The organism is Klebsiella sp. HMSC16A12, from assembly GCF_001808265.1.
GTDB classification, from domain to species: Bacteria; Pseudomonadota; Gammaproteobacteria; order Enterobacterales; family Enterobacteriaceae; genus Klebsiella; species Klebsiella pneumoniae.
Genome location: NZ_KV792647.1, coordinates 1 through 17,030, shown reverse-complemented (window position 1 = coordinate 17,030; position 17,030 = coordinate 1). Strand labels below are relative to the sequence as shown.

Sequence of the window (17,030 nt, the reverse complement as noted above, 5' to 3'; positions counted from 1 at the left end):
GCGGGGCCGTATCTCCTGCCAGTCAGGCGACGGCGTTCTCTTCCAGCTGGCGCATAAACTGGCGAACCCAGTCCATCCGCGTTTTACGCTCCTCCAGGTCCTGCATGAACTTCAGGCGCGTGGGACCGTCCAGGCGGAAGTGCTGGGGCTGCTTTTGCAGCAGGCCGATCAGCCACACCGGATTGACGTTGTTTTTCTCGTTAAATTCGATCACGCCGCCTTTTTCGTTGCTTTCCAGCTTGCGGATCCCTAACTTTTGCGCCTGCTGACGCAGACGGGCGATATCCAGCAGGTTGCGGGCGGCATCGGGCAGGCGGCCAAAACGATCGATCAGCTCGACTTTGATCTCCTCCAGATCCTGTTCGTTTTTGGCGCTGGCAATGCGCTTATAGAATGACAGGCGCGTATTGACGTCAGGGATGAAATCATCAGGCAGCAGGGAAGGCATGCGCAGTTCAACCTCCGTCTGCTGACTGGTGAGATCTTCCAGCGAGGGTTCACGCCCGGCTTTCAACGCATCGACTGCGTTCTCCAGCAACTCCATATACAGGGAGAAACCGATGGTTTCCATCTGACCGCTCTGATCTTCCCCAAGCAGTTCCCCGGCCCCGCGAATCTCCAGATCGTGGGTTGCCAGCGCAAAGCCGGCGCCGAGATCTTCCAGCGACGCAATGGCCTCGAGGCGCTTTTGCGCATCGGTGGTCATCGCTTTCGGATGCGGCGTCAGCAGCCAGGCATAGGCCTGGTGATGCGAACGGCCAACGCGGCCGCGCAGCTGGTGCAGCTGGGCGAGGCCAAAATGGTCGGCGCGTTCGATGATGATGGTGTTGGCGGTGGGAATGTCGATCCCGGTTTCGATGATGGTGGTGCACACCAGCACATTGAAGCGTTGATGATGGAAGTCATTCATCACCCGCTCCAGTTCGCGCTCCCTCATCTGACCGTGACCGATGGCGATCCGCGCCTCCGGCACCAGCTCCGCCAGCTTGTCGGCGGCTTTCTGGATGTTCTCAACGTCATTAAACAGATAGTAGACCTGGCCGCCGCGCAGCGTTTCGCGCAGGATCGCCTCGCGCACCACCAGGGCGTCATATTCGCGAACGAAGGTCTTCACCGCCAGGCGGCGCGCCGGCGGCGTGGCGATGATCGACAGATCGCGCATCCCGCTCATCGCCATGTTCAGCGTCCGCGGGATCGGCGTGGCGGTGAGGGTCAGGATATCGACATCGGCGCGCATCGCTTTGATACGCTCTTTATGCCGCACGCCAAACCGGTGCTCTTCGTCGACGATCAGCAGCCCGAGATCGCGCAGCTTCACCTCGCTCTGCAGCAGCTTGTGGGTGCCGATCAAGATATCGATTTTGCCTTCCGCGGCCTGCTCGAGGATCTGCGCCTGCTCTTTAGCACTGCGGAAGCGGGAGAGCATTTCGATGCGTACCGGCCAGTTGGCGAAACGATCGCGGAAATTGTCATAGTGCTGCTGAGCCAGCAGGGTGGTCGGCACCAGCACCGCCACCTGCTTGTGGTTCTCCACGGCGAGGAAGGCGGCGCGCATGGCCACTTCGGTCTTGCCGAAGCCCACATCGCCGCACACCAGGCGGTCCATGGCCAGCGGCTGGCACATATCGCTGAGGACGGCGTTGATCGCCTGCGCCTGATCCGGCGTGGTTTCAAATGGGAAACCGTCGCAGAACAGCTGATACTGTTCGCGGTCGTGTTTAAAGGCAAAACCCGCCTTCGCCGCGCGCTGGGCGTAGATATCCAGCAGCTCGGCCGCCACGTCGCGTACTTTCTCAGCCGCTTTTTGTCGCGCCCGGGTCCAGGCATCGCCGCCCAGCTTGTGCAGGGGGGCGTTTTCTTCCGCCCCGCCGGCGTAGCGGCTGATAAGATGCAGGGACGATACCGGAACGTATAGCTTGGCATCGTTGGCGTAGGTTAGCATCAGATATTCGCCGGTGATGCCGCCGGCTTCCAGGGTAGTCATGCCCGCGTAGCGGCCCACGCCGTGTTCCAGGTGAACGACCGGCTGGCCGATATGCAGTTCGGCGAGGTTGCGAATCAGAGTGTCAGGGTTAATGGTGCGGCGCGAATCCTGACGACGGCGCGCCACCCGCTCGCCGAGCAGGTCGCTCTCGCAAATCAGCGCCAGGCCGCGCTGGCTGTCGATAAACCCGTGCTCGGCGGCGCCAATCATCAGATAGCGGCCGTTGCCGGTGGCTTCCTCCAGACGCAGCACATGTTTTGGCGCAACTTTAATCCGCGCCAGCATTTCGCTCAGCGCTTCACGGCGGCCTTCGCTTTCCACCGAGAAGATCACCGGACCGGTAAAGGACTCGAGGAAGCGGCGCAGATTATCCAGCGGCGCTTTGTTCTGCGCCTGGACGGCGAGGTCCGGCAGCGTCTGGTAGCCCAGATTAGTATTCGCCGCTTTGTCCGCCAGACGTTCGGTTTTCAGCTGCACGCGCGGCCATTTTTTCAGTTCGCTGAATAGCTCATCGCTGCGCAGCCACAGCAGCTCAGGCGGCAGGAGCGGGCGCATCGGGTCGACGCCGCGGTTTTCAAAGCGGGCGCGGGCTTCATTCTGGAATCGCTCCGCGCTGGCCTCGAGATCGCCGGTGTTGACGATCAGCGTGCTGGCCGGGAAATAGCTGAATAACGGCGGCAGCGGCTCGCTGAAGAACAGCGGTTGCCAGTATTCGATACCGGCAGGTAGCGTCCCTTTACTGACCTGCTGATAGATGTGTTCGGCATCGCGCTTCACCTCAAAGCGGTCGCGCCACTGGCTGCGGAACAGCTCAATAGCGGTCTGGTCGGAGGGGAACTCGTGCGCCGGCAGCAGGTTAATGGCCGCCACTTCCTCCAGCGTGCGCTGGCTGTCAACGTCGAACAGGCGCAGGCTGTCGATTTCATCGTCAAAGAAATCAAGGCGGTAGGGCTGATCGCTACCCATCGGGAACAGGTCGAGCAGCGCGCCGCGGGTAGCATATTCGCCGTGCTCCATCACCTGATCGACATGGCGGTAGCCGGCCCCCTCCAGCTGATCGCGCAGCGCATCGCGCGACAGGCGCTGGCCCTTTTTCATCACCAGCGCGTGGCCGTGAAGGAAGCTGTGCGGACAGACGCGCTGCATCAGGGTGCTGACCGGAACGATCAGTACGCCGCGCTGCATGGTGGGTAACTGGTAAAGGGTGGCAAGACGGGAGGAGATGATGTCCTGATGCGGCGAGAAGCTGTCGTAAGGGAGCGTTTCCCAGTCCGCCAGCCCCATCACCATGCTGTCGGTGAACTGCCTGATCTCGTCGTTCAGACGCAGCGCGTTTTGCATGTCAGGCGCCACCAGCACCACCGGGCCCTTGTGGCGTTCGGCCATCTCCGCCACCAGGGTGGCGCAGGCTGCGCCGGTCAACTCGCCAAGCTGGCGCTGATCGCCGGCTTTCACCGGCAATGAGTATCGATATTGTTCAGGCATAGACGGTTTCATGGTCTCTTAGGGATTCGCTCTGCCGATATGGAGGGCAACTCGCTGATATTCAATAGTGAGATTATCCGCGATTGGTCTGGATTCGCCAACCCGAATTGCCATCGCGTGTTGGGTGAAGAAAGGTCAGCGCTGTCGATAAGCGTAAAGATAAATAAGTAAGTACTTATCTATCCGTTTGTATTTACTTGGTTTTTAGGTTTATTGCTAATAAAGTCGTCATGTATCAGTCGTTTACGCTGCCCCTAATCGCTTATATACTCGGGCATCGGCTATCAGCAACCAGATGGATGACATGTACCAACCTGCCGCACTCTTTATCGGCCTACGCTATATGCGCGGGCGCGCAGCCGACCGCTTCGGTCGTTTCGTCTCCTGGCTCTCAACTATCGGTATTACGCTTGGCGTAATGGCGCTGGTGACGGTCCTGTCGGTGATGAACGGCTTTGAACGCGAGCTGCAAAACAACATCCTGGGGCTGATGCCACAGGCCATTCTTAGCGCCAAACAGGGTTCGGTGAACCCTCAGCAACTGCCGGAGCGCGAAGCGAAACTTAATGGGGTAACCCGCGTAGCGCCGATCACCACCGGCGACGTGGTGCTGCAGAGCGCGCGCAGCGTGGCGGTCGGGGTTATGCTGGGCATTGATCCGGCGCAGAACGATCCCCTGACTCCATACCTGGTGAACGTCAAACAGAGCGATCTGCAGGCGGGCAAATATAACGTTATTCTCGGCGAGCAGCTGGCGGGCCAGCTGGGGGTTAATCGCGGCGATAAAATTCGCGTGATGGTTCCTTCCGCGAGTCAGTTTACGCCGATGGGCCGCGTGCCGAGCCAGCGTCTGTTCACGGTCATCGGCACCTTCGCCGCCAACAGCGAAGTCGATGGCTATCAGATGCTGACCAACATCGACGACGCCTCCCGTCTGATGCGCTATCCGCTGGGGAATATCACCGGCTGGCGCCTGTGGCTGGATAAACCGCTGCAGGTCGACACCCTGAGTCAGCAGACGTTGCCGCCGGGAACTCAGTGGCAGGACTGGCGCGAGCGCAAGGGCGAACTGTTCCAGGCGGTGCGCATGGAGAAAAATATGATGGGCCTGCTGCTGAGCCTGATCGTCGCCGTCGCGGCCTTCAACATTATTACCTCGCTGGGGATGATGGTGATGGAGAAGCAGGGCGAAGTGGCGATCCTCCAGACCCAGGGGCTGACGCCGCGGCAGATTATGGCCGTCTTTATGGTGCAGGGGGCCAGCGCCGGGATCGTCGGCGCGCTGCTGGGAGCGGTGCTTGGCGCCCTGTTGGCCAGCCAGCTGAATAATTTAATGCCGATCATCGGCGCCTTCCTTGACGGCGCGGCGCTGCCGGTGGCGATTGAGCCGCTGCAGGTCATTGTTATCGCCCTGGTGGCGATGGTGCTGGCCCTGTTGTCTACGTTGTACCCTTCCTGGCGCGCTGCCGCCACCCAACCCGCTGAGGCTTTACGTTATGAATAAGATCCTGCTGCAATGCGACAACCTGTGCAAACGCTATCAGGAAGGCAATGTGCAAACCGATGTCCTGCACAATGTCAGCTTCAGCATTGGTGAAGGCGAGATGATGGCTATCGTCGGCACCTCCGGCTCTGGCAAAAGTACGCTGCTGCATCTGCTCGGCGGCCTGGATACGCCCACCTCTGGCGACGTGATTTTCTCCGGTCAGCCGATGAGCAAGCTATCCACCGCCGCGCGCGCCGACCTGCGTAACCGCGAGCTGGGCTTTATCTATCAGTTCCACCATCTGCTGCCGGACTTTAGCGCACTGGAAAACGTGGCGATGCCGCTGCTGATTGGCAAAAAGAAGCCGGCGGATATTGAACGCCAGGCGAAAGCGATGCTGCAGGCGGTCGGGCTTGAACACCGCAGCCATCACCGTCCGTCGGAGCTCTCCGGCGGCGAGCGCCAGCGGGTGGCGATTGCCCGCGCGCTGGTGAATAAACCGCGGCTGGTGCTGGCGGACGAGCCAACCGGTAACCTCGACGCTCGCAACGCCGACAGCATCTTCCAGCTGCTGGGCGAACTGAACGTCGCGCAGCGCACCGCGTTTCTGGTGGTGACCCACGACCTGCAGCTGGCGAAGCGCATGAGCCGCCAGCTGGAGATGCGCGATGGCCGTCTGACCGCCGACCTGACCCTGATGGGGGCCGAGTAATGGCGTCTCCGTTATCGTTACTGATTGCATTGCGTTTCAGCCGCGGCCGGCGGCGCGGCGGCATGGTGTCGCTGATCTCGGTGATCTCCACCATCGGCATTGCGCTGGGGGTGGCGGTGCTGATCGTCGGCCTCAGCGCGATGAACGGCTTTGAGCGCGAGCTGAATAACCGCGTGCTGGCGGTGGTACCGCACGGCGAAATCGAACCCGTGAATCAGCCGTGGAATAACTGGCAGGAAGCGCTGGCGAAGGTGCAGAAGGTGAAGGGGATTGTCGCGGCAGCGCCCTATATTAACTTCACCGGCCTGGTGGAGAGCGGCAGCAATATGCGCGCCATCCAGGTGAAAGGCGTCGACCCGCAGCAGGAGAGCCAGCTCAGCGCGCTGCCTACCTTTGTGCAGAATAACGCGTGGGCCGGATTCAAGGCTGGCGAACAGCAAGTGATCCTGGGCAAAGGGGTCGCCGATGCCCTGCACGTGAAGCAGGGGGACTGGGTGTCGATCATGATCCCTAATGCCGACGCCGACCATCAGCTGCTGCAGCCAAAACGCGTCAGGCTGCATGTGACCGGAATTTTACAGCTGAGCGGCCAGCTCGATCATAGTTTTGCCATGATCCCGATGCAGGATGCGCAGCAGTATCTGGAGATGGGCAGCAGCGTGACCGGCATCGCCATCAAGGTCACCGACGTTTTCCATGCTAACAAGCTGGTACGCGACGCCGGCGAGGTGACCAACAGCTACGTCTACATCAAGAGCTGGATCGGCACCTATGGCTATATGTATCGCGACATCCAGATGATCCGCGCCATTATGTACCTGGCGATGGTGCTGGTGATCGGCGTGGCCTGCTTTAACATCGTCTCGACGCTGGTGATGGCGGTCAAAGACAAAAGCGGCGATATTGCGGTGCTGCGCACGCTTGGCGCAAAAGACGGCTTAATTCGCGCGATTTTCGTGTGGTATGGTTTATTAGCCGGATCGGTAGGCAGCCTGTTTGGGGTGGTGATCGGCGTGATCTGCGCGTTGAACCTGACGTCGATCATCAACGGCATCGAATACCTGATTGGGCATAAATTCCTCTCCGGCGACATCTATTTTATTGACTTCCTGCCGTCAGAATTGCACTGGCTGGACGTCTTTTATGTGCTGGTGACAGCACTGTTGCTGAGTTTGCTGGCCAGCTGGTATCCCGCCCGCCGCGCCAGCCGCATCGACCCGGCGAGGGTGCTGAGTGGCCAGTAATTTATCGTCATCGTCGGCCTGGCTGACGACACAAGAGGAATTGCTGAAATGTATTATGGATTTGACATTGGCGGCAGCAAGATAGCGCTGGGCGTATTTAATCAGGAGCGGCGACTGCAGTGGGAAAAACGCGTCGCTACGCCGAAAAGTAGTTATGAGGATTTTCTCCAGGCGGTAGAGGCGCTGGTCCGCGAGGCCGATGAGCGCTTCGACCAGCAGGGTTCGGTCGGGATCGGTATTCCGGGAATGCCGGAAACGGCGGACGGCACGCTGTATGCCGCTAACGTGCCAGCCGCCAGCGGCCGGCCGCTGCGCGCTGACCTCAGCGCGCGGTTGGGGCGCGATGTGCGTCTCGATAATGACGCCAACTGTTTCGCGCTGTCGGAAGCGTGGGACGATGAGTTTACGCAATACCCGCTGGTGATGGGATTGATCCTCGGCACCGGCGTGGGCGGCGGCCTGGTGTTGAACGGTAAATCGATTACCGGACATAGCTATATCACCGGCGAGTTCGGTCATATTCGCCTGCCGGTGGATGCCCTGGAGGTGGTTGGGCGCGATTTTCCGCTGCTGCGCTGCGGCTGCGGCCAGCTGGGCTGTATTGAAAATTATCTCTCCGGTCGCGGTTTCGCCTGGCTGTACGAACATTTTTATCAGCAACCGCTCTCCTCGCCGGAGATTGTGGCGCAGTGGCAGCAGCACGATCCGCGCGCGCAGGCGCACGTTGAGCGCTATCTCGATCTGCTGGCGGTGTGTCTGGGGAATATACTGACCATTGTCGACCCGGATTTGCTGGTGCTCGGCGGTGGATTATCTAACTTTACGGCCATTAGCGAAGGGCTGGCGCAACGATTGCCGCGCCATCTTCTGCCGGTCGCCAGGGTTCCGCGCATTGAGCGCGCGCGCCACGGCGATGCCGGGGGAATGCGCGGTGCGGCCTTCCTTCACCTGACCCATTAATCACAGAGGTAGCTATGCAGTCGCGCCGTTTACATCGATTGAGCCGTTTTCGTCGCAATAAACGTCGGTTGCGTGACCGTCTGCGTCAGCGGATTTTCTTTAGGGAGGACAGGATGAAGCCTGAAGCGATGGCAAAACCGAGAGTGGTGGTGTTAACCGGCGCGGGCATCTCGGCAGAGTCGGGGATCAAAACCTTCCGCGCGGCCGATGGCCTGTGGGAAGAGCATCGGGTGGAAGATGTGGCGACGCCGGAAGGCTTCGCCCGCGATCCGGCGCTGGTGCAGGCGTTCTACAACGCCCGTCGTCGTCAGCTGCAGAGTCCGGAAATCGCGCCGAACGCGGCGCATCTGGCGCTGGCGCGTCTGGAGGATCTGCTGGGCGACCATTTTCTGCTGGTCACCCAGAATATTGATAATCTGCACGAGCGCGCCGGCAACCGCCGGGTGATCCATATGCACGGCGAGCTGCTAAAGGTGCGCTGTTCGTGGAGCGGCCAGGTGCTGGAGTGGACCGGCGACGTCACCGCCGAGGACAAGTGCCACTGCTGCCAGTTCCCGGCGGCGCTGCGTCCGCATGTGGTCTGGTTTGGCGAAATGCCGCTGGGGATGGATGAGATCTACAGCGCGCTGGCCGACGCAGATATTTTTATCGCCATCGGCACCTCCGGCCATGTCTATCCGGCGGCTGGCTTTGTGCACGAGGCGCGACTGCACGGCGCCCATACCGTTGAACTGAACCTGGAGCCCAGCCAGGTGGGCAGCGAGTTTGCCGAGAAGCACTACGGGCTGGCAAGCGAAGTGGTACCCGCCTTTATCGATAAGCTGCTACAGGAAAACGCGCTGTAAACTGAAGCCGCCTGCCGGTAGCCAGGGCGCAGCCCACGGCCGCCGGCAGCGCTGCTGACAAGGATGTCACGTCATGACAGGAGTCAGACCATGCATAATCCGCTGGTTATCGAAGCGATCATGTTGATCGCGGCCATTATCGTTGGCGTCTGGAGCCAGCGCGCTTTACCGCTACACGCCGATAGCCGACCGATCCTCTTCCTGCTATGTCTGTTCCTCGGCACTGGCAGCGCATTGTGCCTGCTGCTGGATATCTTAGCCCTGCTGTTGACCGGTCAGGTCGCGACGGGCGGTGTGCGAATATACGGCCCGTTGCTGCTGCTGGTGGTGCTGTGGAAACCTCTCAACTGGGTTGTCGGCATCATTGAAGATTTTGTGCAGCGGCGAGCCGAAAAAGGGAAGGGCAAAGGCCAGCGCGACGGCGGTCAACGCTGATCCGCCGCCTGCGCCGTGGCTTATTTATAGCGCCTTTTGCATATTAATGACCGAACGGGCGTTCGAGGCGCTGGTAGCCAGCACATCGATAACCCCGGTGCGTAATGCCCCCAGGATCGCCGTCGCTTTCGTACTTTCGGAGGCGATAGCGATGACGCAGGGAATGGCCCGCAGCTGTTCGAGACTTAAGCCAATGACCCGGTCATTCATCACCGTATCGACGGGTTTGCCCTGAATATTGAAAAAGCTGTACCCCGCCAGATCGCCCACCACCCCCTGTTCCTGACGCGCGGTGGCAATTTCCTGCGGCGTAAACCAGCCGAGCTGCACCATAAAGCTGTTTTCATTCATATCGCCGAGGCCGATGATCGCCACGTCAGCTTTGCTGGCCTGTTCGAGCGTGGCCTTAATCAGGCGGTTTTGCATAAAGGCCGCGCGCAGCTCCGGGGTTTCCACATAGGCCGGGGCGTAAAGCGTTTCGCTGAAGCCGTTAAATTTGCGCGCCAGATTCCGGCTGATGTGGTCGGCGTCAATCAGCTGATTGTCACGCTTGGTTCCGCCGATGCCGCAGATAAAGCGGCAGTGGCGCTCAGGAAACACGCCAACGTGATTCGCCACCGCGGCCACATTGCGCCCCTGACCAACGGTGACGGTCATATCGTTTTTTAACACCCCGGCAAGGTAGTTACTGACCAGGGCCGCCACCTGCTGGCGCTGTTCATCTTCATCATGGTGATCCAGGGCAATTAGCGCGCGCTTAATGCCAAAGTGCGAAATAAACTGCTGCTCAATCTGGGAGCTGAAGACCGGATGGTATTTGACGCTGATCTCAACAATCCCTTCCTGGCGCGCTTTTTTCAGCAGGCGCCCGACTTTGATACGCGAAATGCCGAATCGTTTGGCGATCTCTTCCTGCGTTTGTTCCTGATCGTAATAAGCCACCGCAATTTCAGTGAGCAGGGCGTAATCTGAGTCTTGTTCAATCATGGCCTGGAATTTCCATCTCTGGTGTCCCTTTTATATTACTGCGCCTGCAAAATAAATTCCTGTGTAACGCGTTGAACAATGTCGCAATAGCCTTGCGCGTCCCAGGCCGCGCGGCCGATAAACAACCCATTGATCTCCTGCTGGCGCAGCAATTCCACCGCGTTTTGCAGCGTTACGCTGCCGCCATAGAGCAGCGGGATACGGGTTCCCGTCTCGTGACCAAACCGCTCGCAAAGCGCCTGACGTAGCGCCTGATGTATGACGCCCGCCTCCTGCGGTGAGGCGGGCATACCATGTTCGCCAATGGCCCACACCGGTTCATACGCAATCAGGGTCCGCAGCGCCTGCTGGTGGCTCAGGCCATACAGGGCGATCTTCATCTGCCGCACCACGCTTTCACGCGACACCTGCCAGCGTTTCTCCTCGGCGCTATCGCCAATACAGATCAGCGGGCGCAGGCCATGACCTAAGGCGCTATGCACTTTTCGATTAATCGCGGCATCGCTTTCATTAAAGGCGGCACGTCGTTCTGAATGTCCCAGCTCAACAAGCGTGGCGCCGGTTTCTGCCAACATGGCCGCCGAGATTTCCCCGGTCCAGGCGCCCTGATCCGCTTCATGCATATTCTGCGCGCCGGTCAGAAGCGGTAACTGATGCGTTTGCAGAAAATGGCTGACGGGTTGGATCGCGGTGAAGGGGGGAATGACGAAGGGCTGAATAGCAGGGTGACAGCCCTCCGGCATCCGCGCTGCCAGCGTTTCGCACCAGGCCATGGCCTGCGACAGCGGCTTGTTCATTTTCCAGCTGGTTCCTAACCATATCGGGGTCATCATTGCTTCTCCTCTTAATAAAATCAAATACTTGCCAGAAACTGGGCCATACCCTGTATTGAGGTTGAACTTTTTATCACTGCATGAACATATGTTAGATCACATTTTTCGATGAAAAAAATCTATGAATTTTTTTATGTGATCTTCATCACTCATGGCGGCTCATTCATCAGGTAATGTTTTGAGCATATGATTTGGCATTGAACATATGAACAATCAACTGAAAAAATGAGAGGCGCATGATGTCAGCAGAGAAAAAACCCGTTGTGGCGATTACCATTGGCGATCCGGCAGGGATCGGCCCGGAGATCACCGTGGCCACCATGATGGACAAAAGCGTGTATGACGAGTGCAAACCGTTCCTGATCGGCTCGGTACCGATTATCAGCCGGGCGATGAAAATCATGGGCTGCGATTTTGCTATCCATAAAATTGCCCATCCGCAGGAGGCCCGTTTCAGCTGGGGGACGTTGGATGTTCTGGAAACTGGCGACTACGATTGCGACAGTATCGAATGGGGCAAGGTGCAGAAACTGGCGGGGCAAATGTCGCTGGACTATGTGATGAAGTCGATCGAGCTGGGTAAAGCGGGGCTGATCGACGTGGTCTCTACTGCACCAATTCATAAGGAAGCCATCAAGCTGGCAGGATGTAAGCTCCCGGGCCATACCGAAATCTATCAGGTGGAAACCCAATCTGATTACGGTCTGACCATGTTCCACGTCCACAACCTGCGCGTCTTCTTCGTGAGCCGTCATATGGCGCTAAAAGCAGCCTGTGACTATGCCAACAAAGCGCGAGTGCTGGCCTGCGTTCAGCAGATCCACCATGAATTTACCGCCCTGAACATCAAAAATCCGCGCATTGCCGTGGCCGCCCTGAACCCGCATGGTTCCGACAATGGTCTGTTTGGTCACGAAGAGGCTGACAATCTGATCCCGGCGGTGAAAGCGGCCCAGGAGATGGGGATCAACGCTATCGGGCCGGTTCCGGCCGATTCCGTGTTCCATCTCGGCAAACAGGGGCGCTACGACGCCATTCTCTCGCTGTATCACGATCAGGGGCATATTGCCTGCAAAACCCTCGACTTTGAACGTTCGATCACCATTACCTTCGGCCTGCCGTTTATGCGCAGCTCCGTCGACCATGGGACGGCGTTTGATATCGCCGGTACCGGTAAGGCGGGTACCGTCAGTATGCTGGAGTCGACGCTGGTGGCGGCCCGTTACTGGAAAATGAAGCATCAATAATCGCTGAGGTTCATGCGAATCACGAGGACAGAGAAATGGAAAAACATCTGTTGATTAGCAAGGGCTGTAAGGGCTGGGGCGGGCCGCTGACTATCACGCCAGGTCAGGGGAAAAAGATTGCGTACATCACCGGGGGGATCCGTCCCCCGGTCGTCGACCGCCTGAGCGAACTGACCGGCTGGCCTTCCATTGATGTATTCAAGAATGGCGAACCGCCGGCGGAAGAGATTGGTTTAATGGTCATCGACTGCGGCGGCACGTTGCGCTGCGGACTCTATCCGAAGCGGGGAATTCCCACCATTAACCTGCATCCCACCGGTAAAAGCGGCCCGCTGGCGGAATTTATACACGAAGGGATCTACGTCTCCGGCGTGACGCCAGCCTGCATTGAGATGGTCTGGCCGCAAGGGGAAGGCGGAAAGCTTGGGATCGTGGCTGACGATCTGACCGGGGCAACTACCGTCGGGGTGCTGCTGGCGCGCAGTGGTTTAAAAACCGCCGCGTTTTTCGATACCGAATCCTTCGCCCGCAATGAGGTAGAGTATCCGGCGATGGTGGTCAGCAGCGACAGCCGCCCATTGCCGAAAGCGGAGGCCCAGCACAAAGTGAGCGCTGCGGTGAAACAGCTGCAGGCTCGCGGCGCGCATTACTTCACCAAGCGGATTGATACCACGCTGCGCGGCGGCATCGGATTTGAAATCGACGCCATGCTGGAACAACTGCCGCAGGAGACGGTGGCGGTTGTGGTGCCGGCGATGCCGCAGTCACGGCGTATTCTCGTCGGCGGTTACTCGGTGATTGATTCGGTAGCCCTGTCGCGGACCGATGTGGCTCGCGATGTACGTACCCCGGTCACCGAGTCGTGGGTGCCGGGACTGTTGGCGGCGCAGACCCATCATCAGGTCGGGCATATCGCGCTGACATCGGTGATGAAAGGCGAAGGGCAAATCCAGCAGGATTTACAGGAACAACAACAGCGCGGCGTGCGGGTGATAGTGGTCGATGCGATAACCATCGACGATGTCGATGCCATCGCCGGGGCGGTAGTGGCCCTGAACTGGAACGTGCTGGCCGTCGATCCGGGGCCCTTTACCGAACGGCTGGCGGTTCGTCGCGGCCTGATGCGCGAAGCGCGGAGCAGCGCGCCCGCGAGCCTGACAGCGGACGGCCAGCGCGGCTCGATTTTGATCGTTGCCGGCAGCGCAACGCCAGTAACCAAAAAACAGCTCCAGTATTTGATCGCTAATGATGCCCGGGTCTGCCATATCCCGGTGGATGCCGAGCTGTTGGTTGACCGGAAAAACGCCGCTGAGATTGAAGTCAATCGCGTGGTGCAGCATGCCCGACAGTGCGTTCCGGCGCAGCACAACGCGCTCTTTGTTTTTGAGTCCGCCTTGACCGGGCGGTTGCTAAACCTTCAGGAAGAGGAGCAGCGATTTGGTCTGGCCCACGGTGAGGCTGCGCAAAATATTAACCACGGATTGGGCAGTATTGTGCGCGAGGTGCTTAACTGTGCGTCGGGTGAAATTAAAGGATTGTATATGACCGGTGGTGACACCATGGTCAATGTACTAAAAGAGCTGGGCGCCACCGGAATAGAAATGATTGACTATGTCATCCCGCAAACCGATATGGTGCGGATCATTGGCGGCGATTATGCCGGCTTAATTTGCGTCGGGAAAGGAGGGTTAACCGGACCGGAAGATATTATTAGCATCATTGTTGACCGAGTTTATCAGGAAGCACAGCAATAACCCAGTAATCTAATAACTAATAAACGACGTAATGGTCGTCAGGGTAGTATTGCGTCGTTATCTCTGTTAAATCTTAATTTAAGAGTTACCCTATGAATATTAATATACTTGAAAAAATGAATAAGGTGCCCGGTGGGTTAATTATTATTCCACTGCTGGTGGCTATATTAATTAATACTTTCGCGCCCCAGGTGCTCAGCATTGGCGGCCCGACCACCGCCTTATTTAAAGTCGGTTCCAGCGCCATGATGGGCATATTTTTGCTCATTTGCGGAACCTCGATCAATATCCGTCAGGCCGGGTTGCCGCTCTATAAAGGCGCCGTGCTGCTGTTTCTCAAATGTCTGGCCGGGGCACTGGCGGTATGGGTTGCGGGAACGTTGTTTGGCCCGAGCGGTTTTCTCGGAATATCGACCCTGGCGCTGATTGCCTGCCTGACCAGCTCGAACAGCTCCCTCTATATCGCATTGTGCAGCAACTATGGCGATGCCAGTGATGCCGGGGCGATCTCCGTATTCTGCATCAAGGATGGTCCGTTTGTTACAATGATGGTGCTGGGCGTCAGCGGCCTGGCCAATATTCCCTTCGCCGCGCTGCTGTCGATGCTGATCCCACTGCTGATTGGCATGCTGTGGGGCAATCTGGACGAACGCTTTAAACAGTTATGCGCTGCGGCGCAGCCGCTGGTGATCATTATTATGTCGTTCGCCATCGGCGCCAACTCCAGTATCAATACGGTGTTCACCGCCGGGCTGTCCGGGATCCTGTTGGGGATTATCTCCGCGCTAACCGGGATTGTGTTCTACTTTATCTACAACCTGTTTTTGAAGAAGAAAAGCGCGCTGGGCGCCGCGCTGGGAACCACCGCCGCCAGCTCGGCGCTGACGCCGGCGATGGTTGCCCAGGCGGATCATTCGCTGGCGATGTACGTGGATGCCGCCACCGCGCAGCTGGCGACGGCGAGCATTATCACCATGATCACCGCGCCGATACTGGTCGCCTGGTTTGATAAACGGCTGAAAAAGCGTGCGCCAGCCGCTGAACCGCTGAAAGAGGTGAAAAGTGAAGAGAGCGTGACATTATCTTCCCCTGCCGCCAAAGGACACAAATAGTATGAGCGTGCCGTTGTATTCATTACGGATTACCGCCGTCGGGGAATATGTTGAGTGTTCTTTGCAGGAGCTGCGGCTTATTTTATTCTCCGATGCCGTTCCCGACGATATTGCGAGTTATTGCGCTGTACACCAGGCCAGCGAACTGACCGCCGAGTTATCGCCTGGTCAGCAAATGAAATTAAATGATAAAAATTATCGGGTGACCGCGGTAGGCCGTGTGGCAACGGCAAATTTACGACAGCTTGGCCATATCACGCTAAATTTTGATGGCGCAGATATCGCTGAATTACCCGGGACGGTACACCTTTACGGCGAACCACCACAAATTATTCAGCCTGGCGACCAAATTTCGTTTTACCTGAATTGTCATTAAGACGTACTGTTAAATTAAGGAAATAACCATGAAAACAATCGCTATTGGTGCGGATGATGCCGCCTATGCTTTTCGCGATGCCATCGTCGCTTATTTGAATGGGTTGGGAATTAACGTCGCGGATTACAGCAGCGATAAACGCCAGGGGAGTACCGTTTATCCGGATGTTGCCCATGCGGTGGCGATGTCGATTAAACAGGGCGAACACGAGCGTGGGATCCTGATCTGCGGTACCGGCATTGGGATGAGTATTGTGGCCAATAAAGTCCCTGGGGTCCGCGCCGCACAGTGTCACGATACCTTCTCCGCCGAGCGAGCGCGTAAAAGTAACAACGCGCAGATTATTACCCTCGGCGCGCGGGTGATTGGCGCTGAGCTGGGCAAAAAAATTATTCAGGCGTGGCTTGAGTCCGAATATGAAGGCGGCGGATCCGCGCCCAAAGTGGAACGTATTGATTATTACGAACACCAGCATGCCAGAGATTAATCTCCGCAGTCGTAAGATAAGGAACAGATGATGAGCCAGTTAGACGAACTGAAAAAATACACCACGGTTGTTGCTGATACCGGCGATATTGAATCGATTAAAAAGTTTGCACCCCAGGATGCGACCACCAACCCCTCGCTGGTGCTGAAGGCCGCGCAGCTGCCGCAGTATCAGCCGCTGATTGCCGATGCGATTGGCAAGGCACGCCGCCAGGGAGGCAGCGCAGAAACGCAATTGATTAACGCCTGCGATCAGGTGGCAGTGGATATCGGCAGCGAGGTGCTGCGCCATGTGCCCGGGCGTATCTCCACCGAAGTGGATGCTCGCTTTGCCTGGGATCGCGGGATGTGCGTCGCGAAGGCGCGCAAGCTCATCCAGTTATATGAAAAAAATGGCATTGGTCCCGAGCGGATTCTAATTAAGCTCGCCGCCACCTGGGAGGGCATTCGCGCTGCCGAAGAGTTGGAGCAGAGCGGTATAAACTGCAACCTGACGCTGCTGTTCTCTTTCGCTCAGGCCCGGGCGTGCGCCGAAGCGGGCGTCTTTCTCATCTCGCCCTTTGTGGGCCGCATCTACGACTGGTATCAGAAGCACCAGCCGCAGTCAGCCTATCAGGTGGACAGCGATCCGGGCGTGGTCTCTGTGCGCCAGATTTATCAGTATTACAAATCTCATGGCTATGACACGGTGGTAATGGGTGCCAGCTTCCGTCGTATTGAGCAGATCCAGGCGCTGGCGGGCTGCGATCGCCTGACTATCTCTCCGGCACTGCTGGACGAGCTGGCGGCCAGCGAAGGAGTGTTGACCCGCCAGTTGACCCCCGGCTGCGTGACGGAAACCCGTCCCAGCCCAATGACGCAGGCGGAGTTCCTCTGGCAGCATCATCAGGATCCCATGGCAGTGGAAAAACTAGCGGAAGGGATCCGACTGTTTGCTGTCGATCAGGTGAAACTGGAACAACAGATTCAGCAGATGTTGTAATCCGCGGGGATAAAGACTGATGAAAACGACAAATACCACTCGCCGCCAATGCGCCAACGCGCTGCGCGCCCTGAGCATGGACGCTGTACAGAAAGCCAAATC

General features: G+C 58.0%; 16 protein-coding genes. 13 read left to right on the top strand and 3 right to left on the bottom strand.

The annotated features are described in order from the left end of the window. Positions 1-22 precede the first annotated feature (22 nt). Entirely contained in the window at positions 23-3,469 is a 3,447-nt protein-coding gene (mfd, locus tag HMPREF3140_RS23770) for a transcription-repair coupling factor (RefSeq protein WP_070553133.1), read from the bottom strand. Between the two features lie 39 nt (positions 3,470-3,508). On the opposite strand from mfd, the gene HMPREF3140_RS28980 reads away from it, so the two are divergent. The 7 genes from HMPREF3140_RS28980 to HMPREF3140_RS23735 all read left to right on the top strand — a co-directional run bounded on the left by HMPREF3140_RS28980 (position 3,509) and on the right by HMPREF3140_RS23735 (position 9,151). After that, positions 3,509-3,640 (top strand): hypothetical protein, encoded by a 132-nt coding sequence (locus HMPREF3140_RS28980; RefSeq protein WP_004140630.1) that lies wholly within the window; start codon positions 3,509-3,511, stop codon positions 3,638-3,640. Positions 3,641-3,773: 133 nt separating this feature from the next. Further along, entirely contained in the window at positions 3,774-4,973 is a 1,200-nt protein-coding gene (lolC, locus tag HMPREF3140_RS23760) for a lipoprotein-releasing ABC transporter permease subunit LolC (RefSeq protein ID WP_004176566.1), read from the top strand. Next, a complete protein-coding gene (lolD, locus tag HMPREF3140_RS23755; protein ID WP_002900798.1) occupies positions 4,966-5,667 on the top strand; it encodes a lipoprotein-releasing ABC transporter ATP-binding protein LolD in 702 nt (233 codons plus the stop codon). The genes lolC and lolD overlap by 8 nt, the downstream gene beginning before the upstream one ends. Beyond that, on the top strand, positions 5,667-6,911 hold the full coding sequence (lolE, locus tag HMPREF3140_RS23750; protein ID WP_002900801.1) for a lipoprotein-releasing ABC transporter permease subunit LolE: 1,245 nt from the start codon (positions 5,667-5,669) through the stop codon (positions 6,909-6,911). Before lolD ends, lolE begins: the two co-directional genes overlap by 1 nt. Before the next feature lie 48 nt (positions 6,912-6,959). Further along, on the top strand, positions 6,960-7,871 hold the full coding sequence (gene nagK / locus HMPREF3140_RS23745) for an N-acetylglucosamine kinase (RefSeq protein ID WP_004140619.1): 912 nt from the start codon (positions 6,960-6,962) through the stop codon (positions 7,869-7,871). A 14-nt stretch (positions 7,872-7,885) separates the two neighbouring features. Continuing rightward, positions 7,886-8,716, top strand: coding sequence for a Sir2 family NAD+-dependent deacetylase (gene cobB, locus HMPREF3140_RS23740; protein WP_004176563.1), 831 nt, complete (start codon positions 7,886-7,888; stop codon positions 8,714-8,716). 90 nt (positions 8,717-8,806) lie between these two features. After that, positions 8,807-9,151 (top strand): hypothetical protein, encoded by a 345-nt coding sequence (locus HMPREF3140_RS23735; RefSeq protein WP_004183647.1) that lies wholly within the window; start codon positions 8,807-8,809, stop codon positions 9,149-9,151. A 24-nt stretch (positions 9,152-9,175) separates the two neighbouring features. Here the strand turns inward: HMPREF3140_RS23735 and HMPREF3140_RS23730 are convergent, their stop codons facing one another. Together HMPREF3140_RS23730 and HMPREF3140_RS23725 are read right to left on the bottom strand one after the other, a co-directional pair. Then, complete coding sequence (locus HMPREF3140_RS23730) at positions 9,176-10,138, bottom strand: sugar-binding transcriptional regulator (protein WP_004140612.1); 963 nt, start codon at positions 10,136-10,138, stop codon at positions 9,176-9,178. Between the two features lie 35 nt (positions 10,139-10,173). Next, a complete protein-coding gene (locus HMPREF3140_RS23725) occupies positions 10,174-10,968 on the bottom strand; it encodes a triose-phosphate isomerase (RefSeq protein ID WP_032412980.1) in 795 nt (264 codons plus the stop codon). A 242-nt stretch (positions 10,969-11,210) separates the two neighbouring features. Between HMPREF3140_RS23725 and pdxA the strand changes: the two genes are divergently transcribed. From pdxA to tal, 6 genes are all read left to right on the top strand, one after another. After that, positions 11,211-12,218, top strand: coding sequence for a 4-hydroxythreonine-4-phosphate dehydrogenase PdxA (pdxA, locus tag HMPREF3140_RS23720; protein WP_004179336.1), 1,008 nt, complete (start codon positions 11,211-11,213; stop codon positions 12,216-12,218). Positions 12,219-12,253: 35 nt separating this feature from the next. Next, complete coding sequence (locus HMPREF3140_RS23715; RefSeq protein WP_032411251.1) at positions 12,254-13,972, top strand: four-carbon acid sugar kinase family protein; 1,719 nt, start codon at positions 12,254-12,256, stop codon at positions 13,970-13,972. Between the two features lie 92 nt (positions 13,973-14,064). Continuing rightward, positions 14,065-15,084 carry a 2-keto-3-deoxygluconate permease gene (locus HMPREF3140_RS23710; protein WP_004190951.1) on the top strand — a complete coding sequence of 340 codons (1,020 nt, stop codon included), beginning with the start codon at positions 14,065-14,067 and terminating at the stop codon, positions 15,082-15,084. A gap of 1 nt (position 15,085) precedes the next feature. Beyond that, positions 15,086-15,460: a PTS glucitol/sorbitol transporter subunit IIA gene (locus tag HMPREF3140_RS23705; RefSeq protein WP_032411255.1), complete on the top strand. Its 375-nt coding sequence runs from the start codon at positions 15,086-15,088 to the stop codon at positions 15,458-15,460. A gap of 28 nt (positions 15,461-15,488) precedes the next feature. Next, entirely contained in the window at positions 15,489-15,947 is a 459-nt protein-coding gene (rpiB, locus tag HMPREF3140_RS23700) for a ribose 5-phosphate isomerase B (protein ID WP_004140598.1), read from the top strand. Positions 15,948-15,977: 30 nt separating this feature from the next. Further along, positions 15,978-16,928 (top strand): transaldolase, encoded by a 951-nt coding sequence (gene tal, locus HMPREF3140_RS23695; RefSeq protein ID WP_004147958.1) that lies wholly within the window; start codon positions 15,978-15,980, stop codon positions 16,926-16,928. Positions 16,929-17,030 lie beyond the last annotated feature (102 nt).

Bases quoted from the DNA above. Each gene is read 5' to 3' on its own strand.
- mfd (WP_070553133.1), bottom strand. From the start codon at position 3,469: ATGCCTGAACAATATCGATACTCATTGCCGGTGAAAGCCGGCGATCAG.
- HMPREF3140_RS28980 (WP_004140630.1), top strand. From the start codon at position 3,509: ATGGAGGGCAACTCGCTGATATTCAATAGTGAGATTATCCGCGATTGG.
- lolC (WP_004176566.1), top strand. From the start codon at position 3,774: ATGTACCAACCTGCCGCACTCTTTATCGGCCTACGCTATATGCGCGGG.
- lolD (WP_002900798.1), top strand. From the start codon at position 4,966: ATGAATAAGATCCTGCTGCAATGCGACAACCTGTGCAAACGCTATCAG.
- lolE (WP_002900801.1), top strand. From the start codon at position 5,667: ATGGCGTCTCCGTTATCGTTACTGATTGCATTGCGTTTCAGCCGCGGC.
- nagK (WP_004140619.1), top strand. From the start codon at position 6,960: ATGTATTATGGATTTGACATTGGCGGCAGCAAGATAGCGCTGGGCGTA.
- cobB (WP_004176563.1), top strand. From the start codon at position 7,886: ATGCAGTCGCGCCGTTTACATCGATTGAGCCGTTTTCGTCGCAATAAA.
- HMPREF3140_RS23735 (WP_004183647.1), top strand. From the start codon at position 8,807: ATGCATAATCCGCTGGTTATCGAAGCGATCATGTTGATCGCGGCCATT.
- HMPREF3140_RS23730 (WP_004140612.1), bottom strand. From the start codon at position 10,138: ATGATTGAACAAGACTCAGATTACGCCCTGCTCACTGAAATTGCGGTG.
- HMPREF3140_RS23725 (WP_032412980.1), bottom strand. From the start codon at position 10,968: ATGACCCCGATATGGTTAGGAACCAGCTGGAAAATGAACAAGCCGCTG.
- pdxA (WP_004179336.1), top strand. From the start codon at position 11,211: ATGTCAGCAGAGAAAAAACCCGTTGTGGCGATTACCATTGGCGATCCG.
- HMPREF3140_RS23715 (WP_032411251.1), top strand. From the start codon at position 12,254: ATGGAAAAACATCTGTTGATTAGCAAGGGCTGTAAGGGCTGGGGCGGG.
- HMPREF3140_RS23710 (WP_004190951.1), top strand. From the start codon at position 14,065: ATGAATATTAATATACTTGAAAAAATGAATAAGGTGCCCGGTGGGTTA.
- HMPREF3140_RS23705 (WP_032411255.1), top strand. From the start codon at position 15,086: ATGAGCGTGCCGTTGTATTCATTACGGATTACCGCCGTCGGGGAATAT.
- rpiB (WP_004140598.1), top strand. From the start codon at position 15,489: ATGAAAACAATCGCTATTGGTGCGGATGATGCCGCCTATGCTTTTCGC.
- tal (WP_004147958.1), top strand. From the start codon at position 15,978: ATGAGCCAGTTAGACGAACTGAAAAAATACACCACGGTTGTTGCTGAT.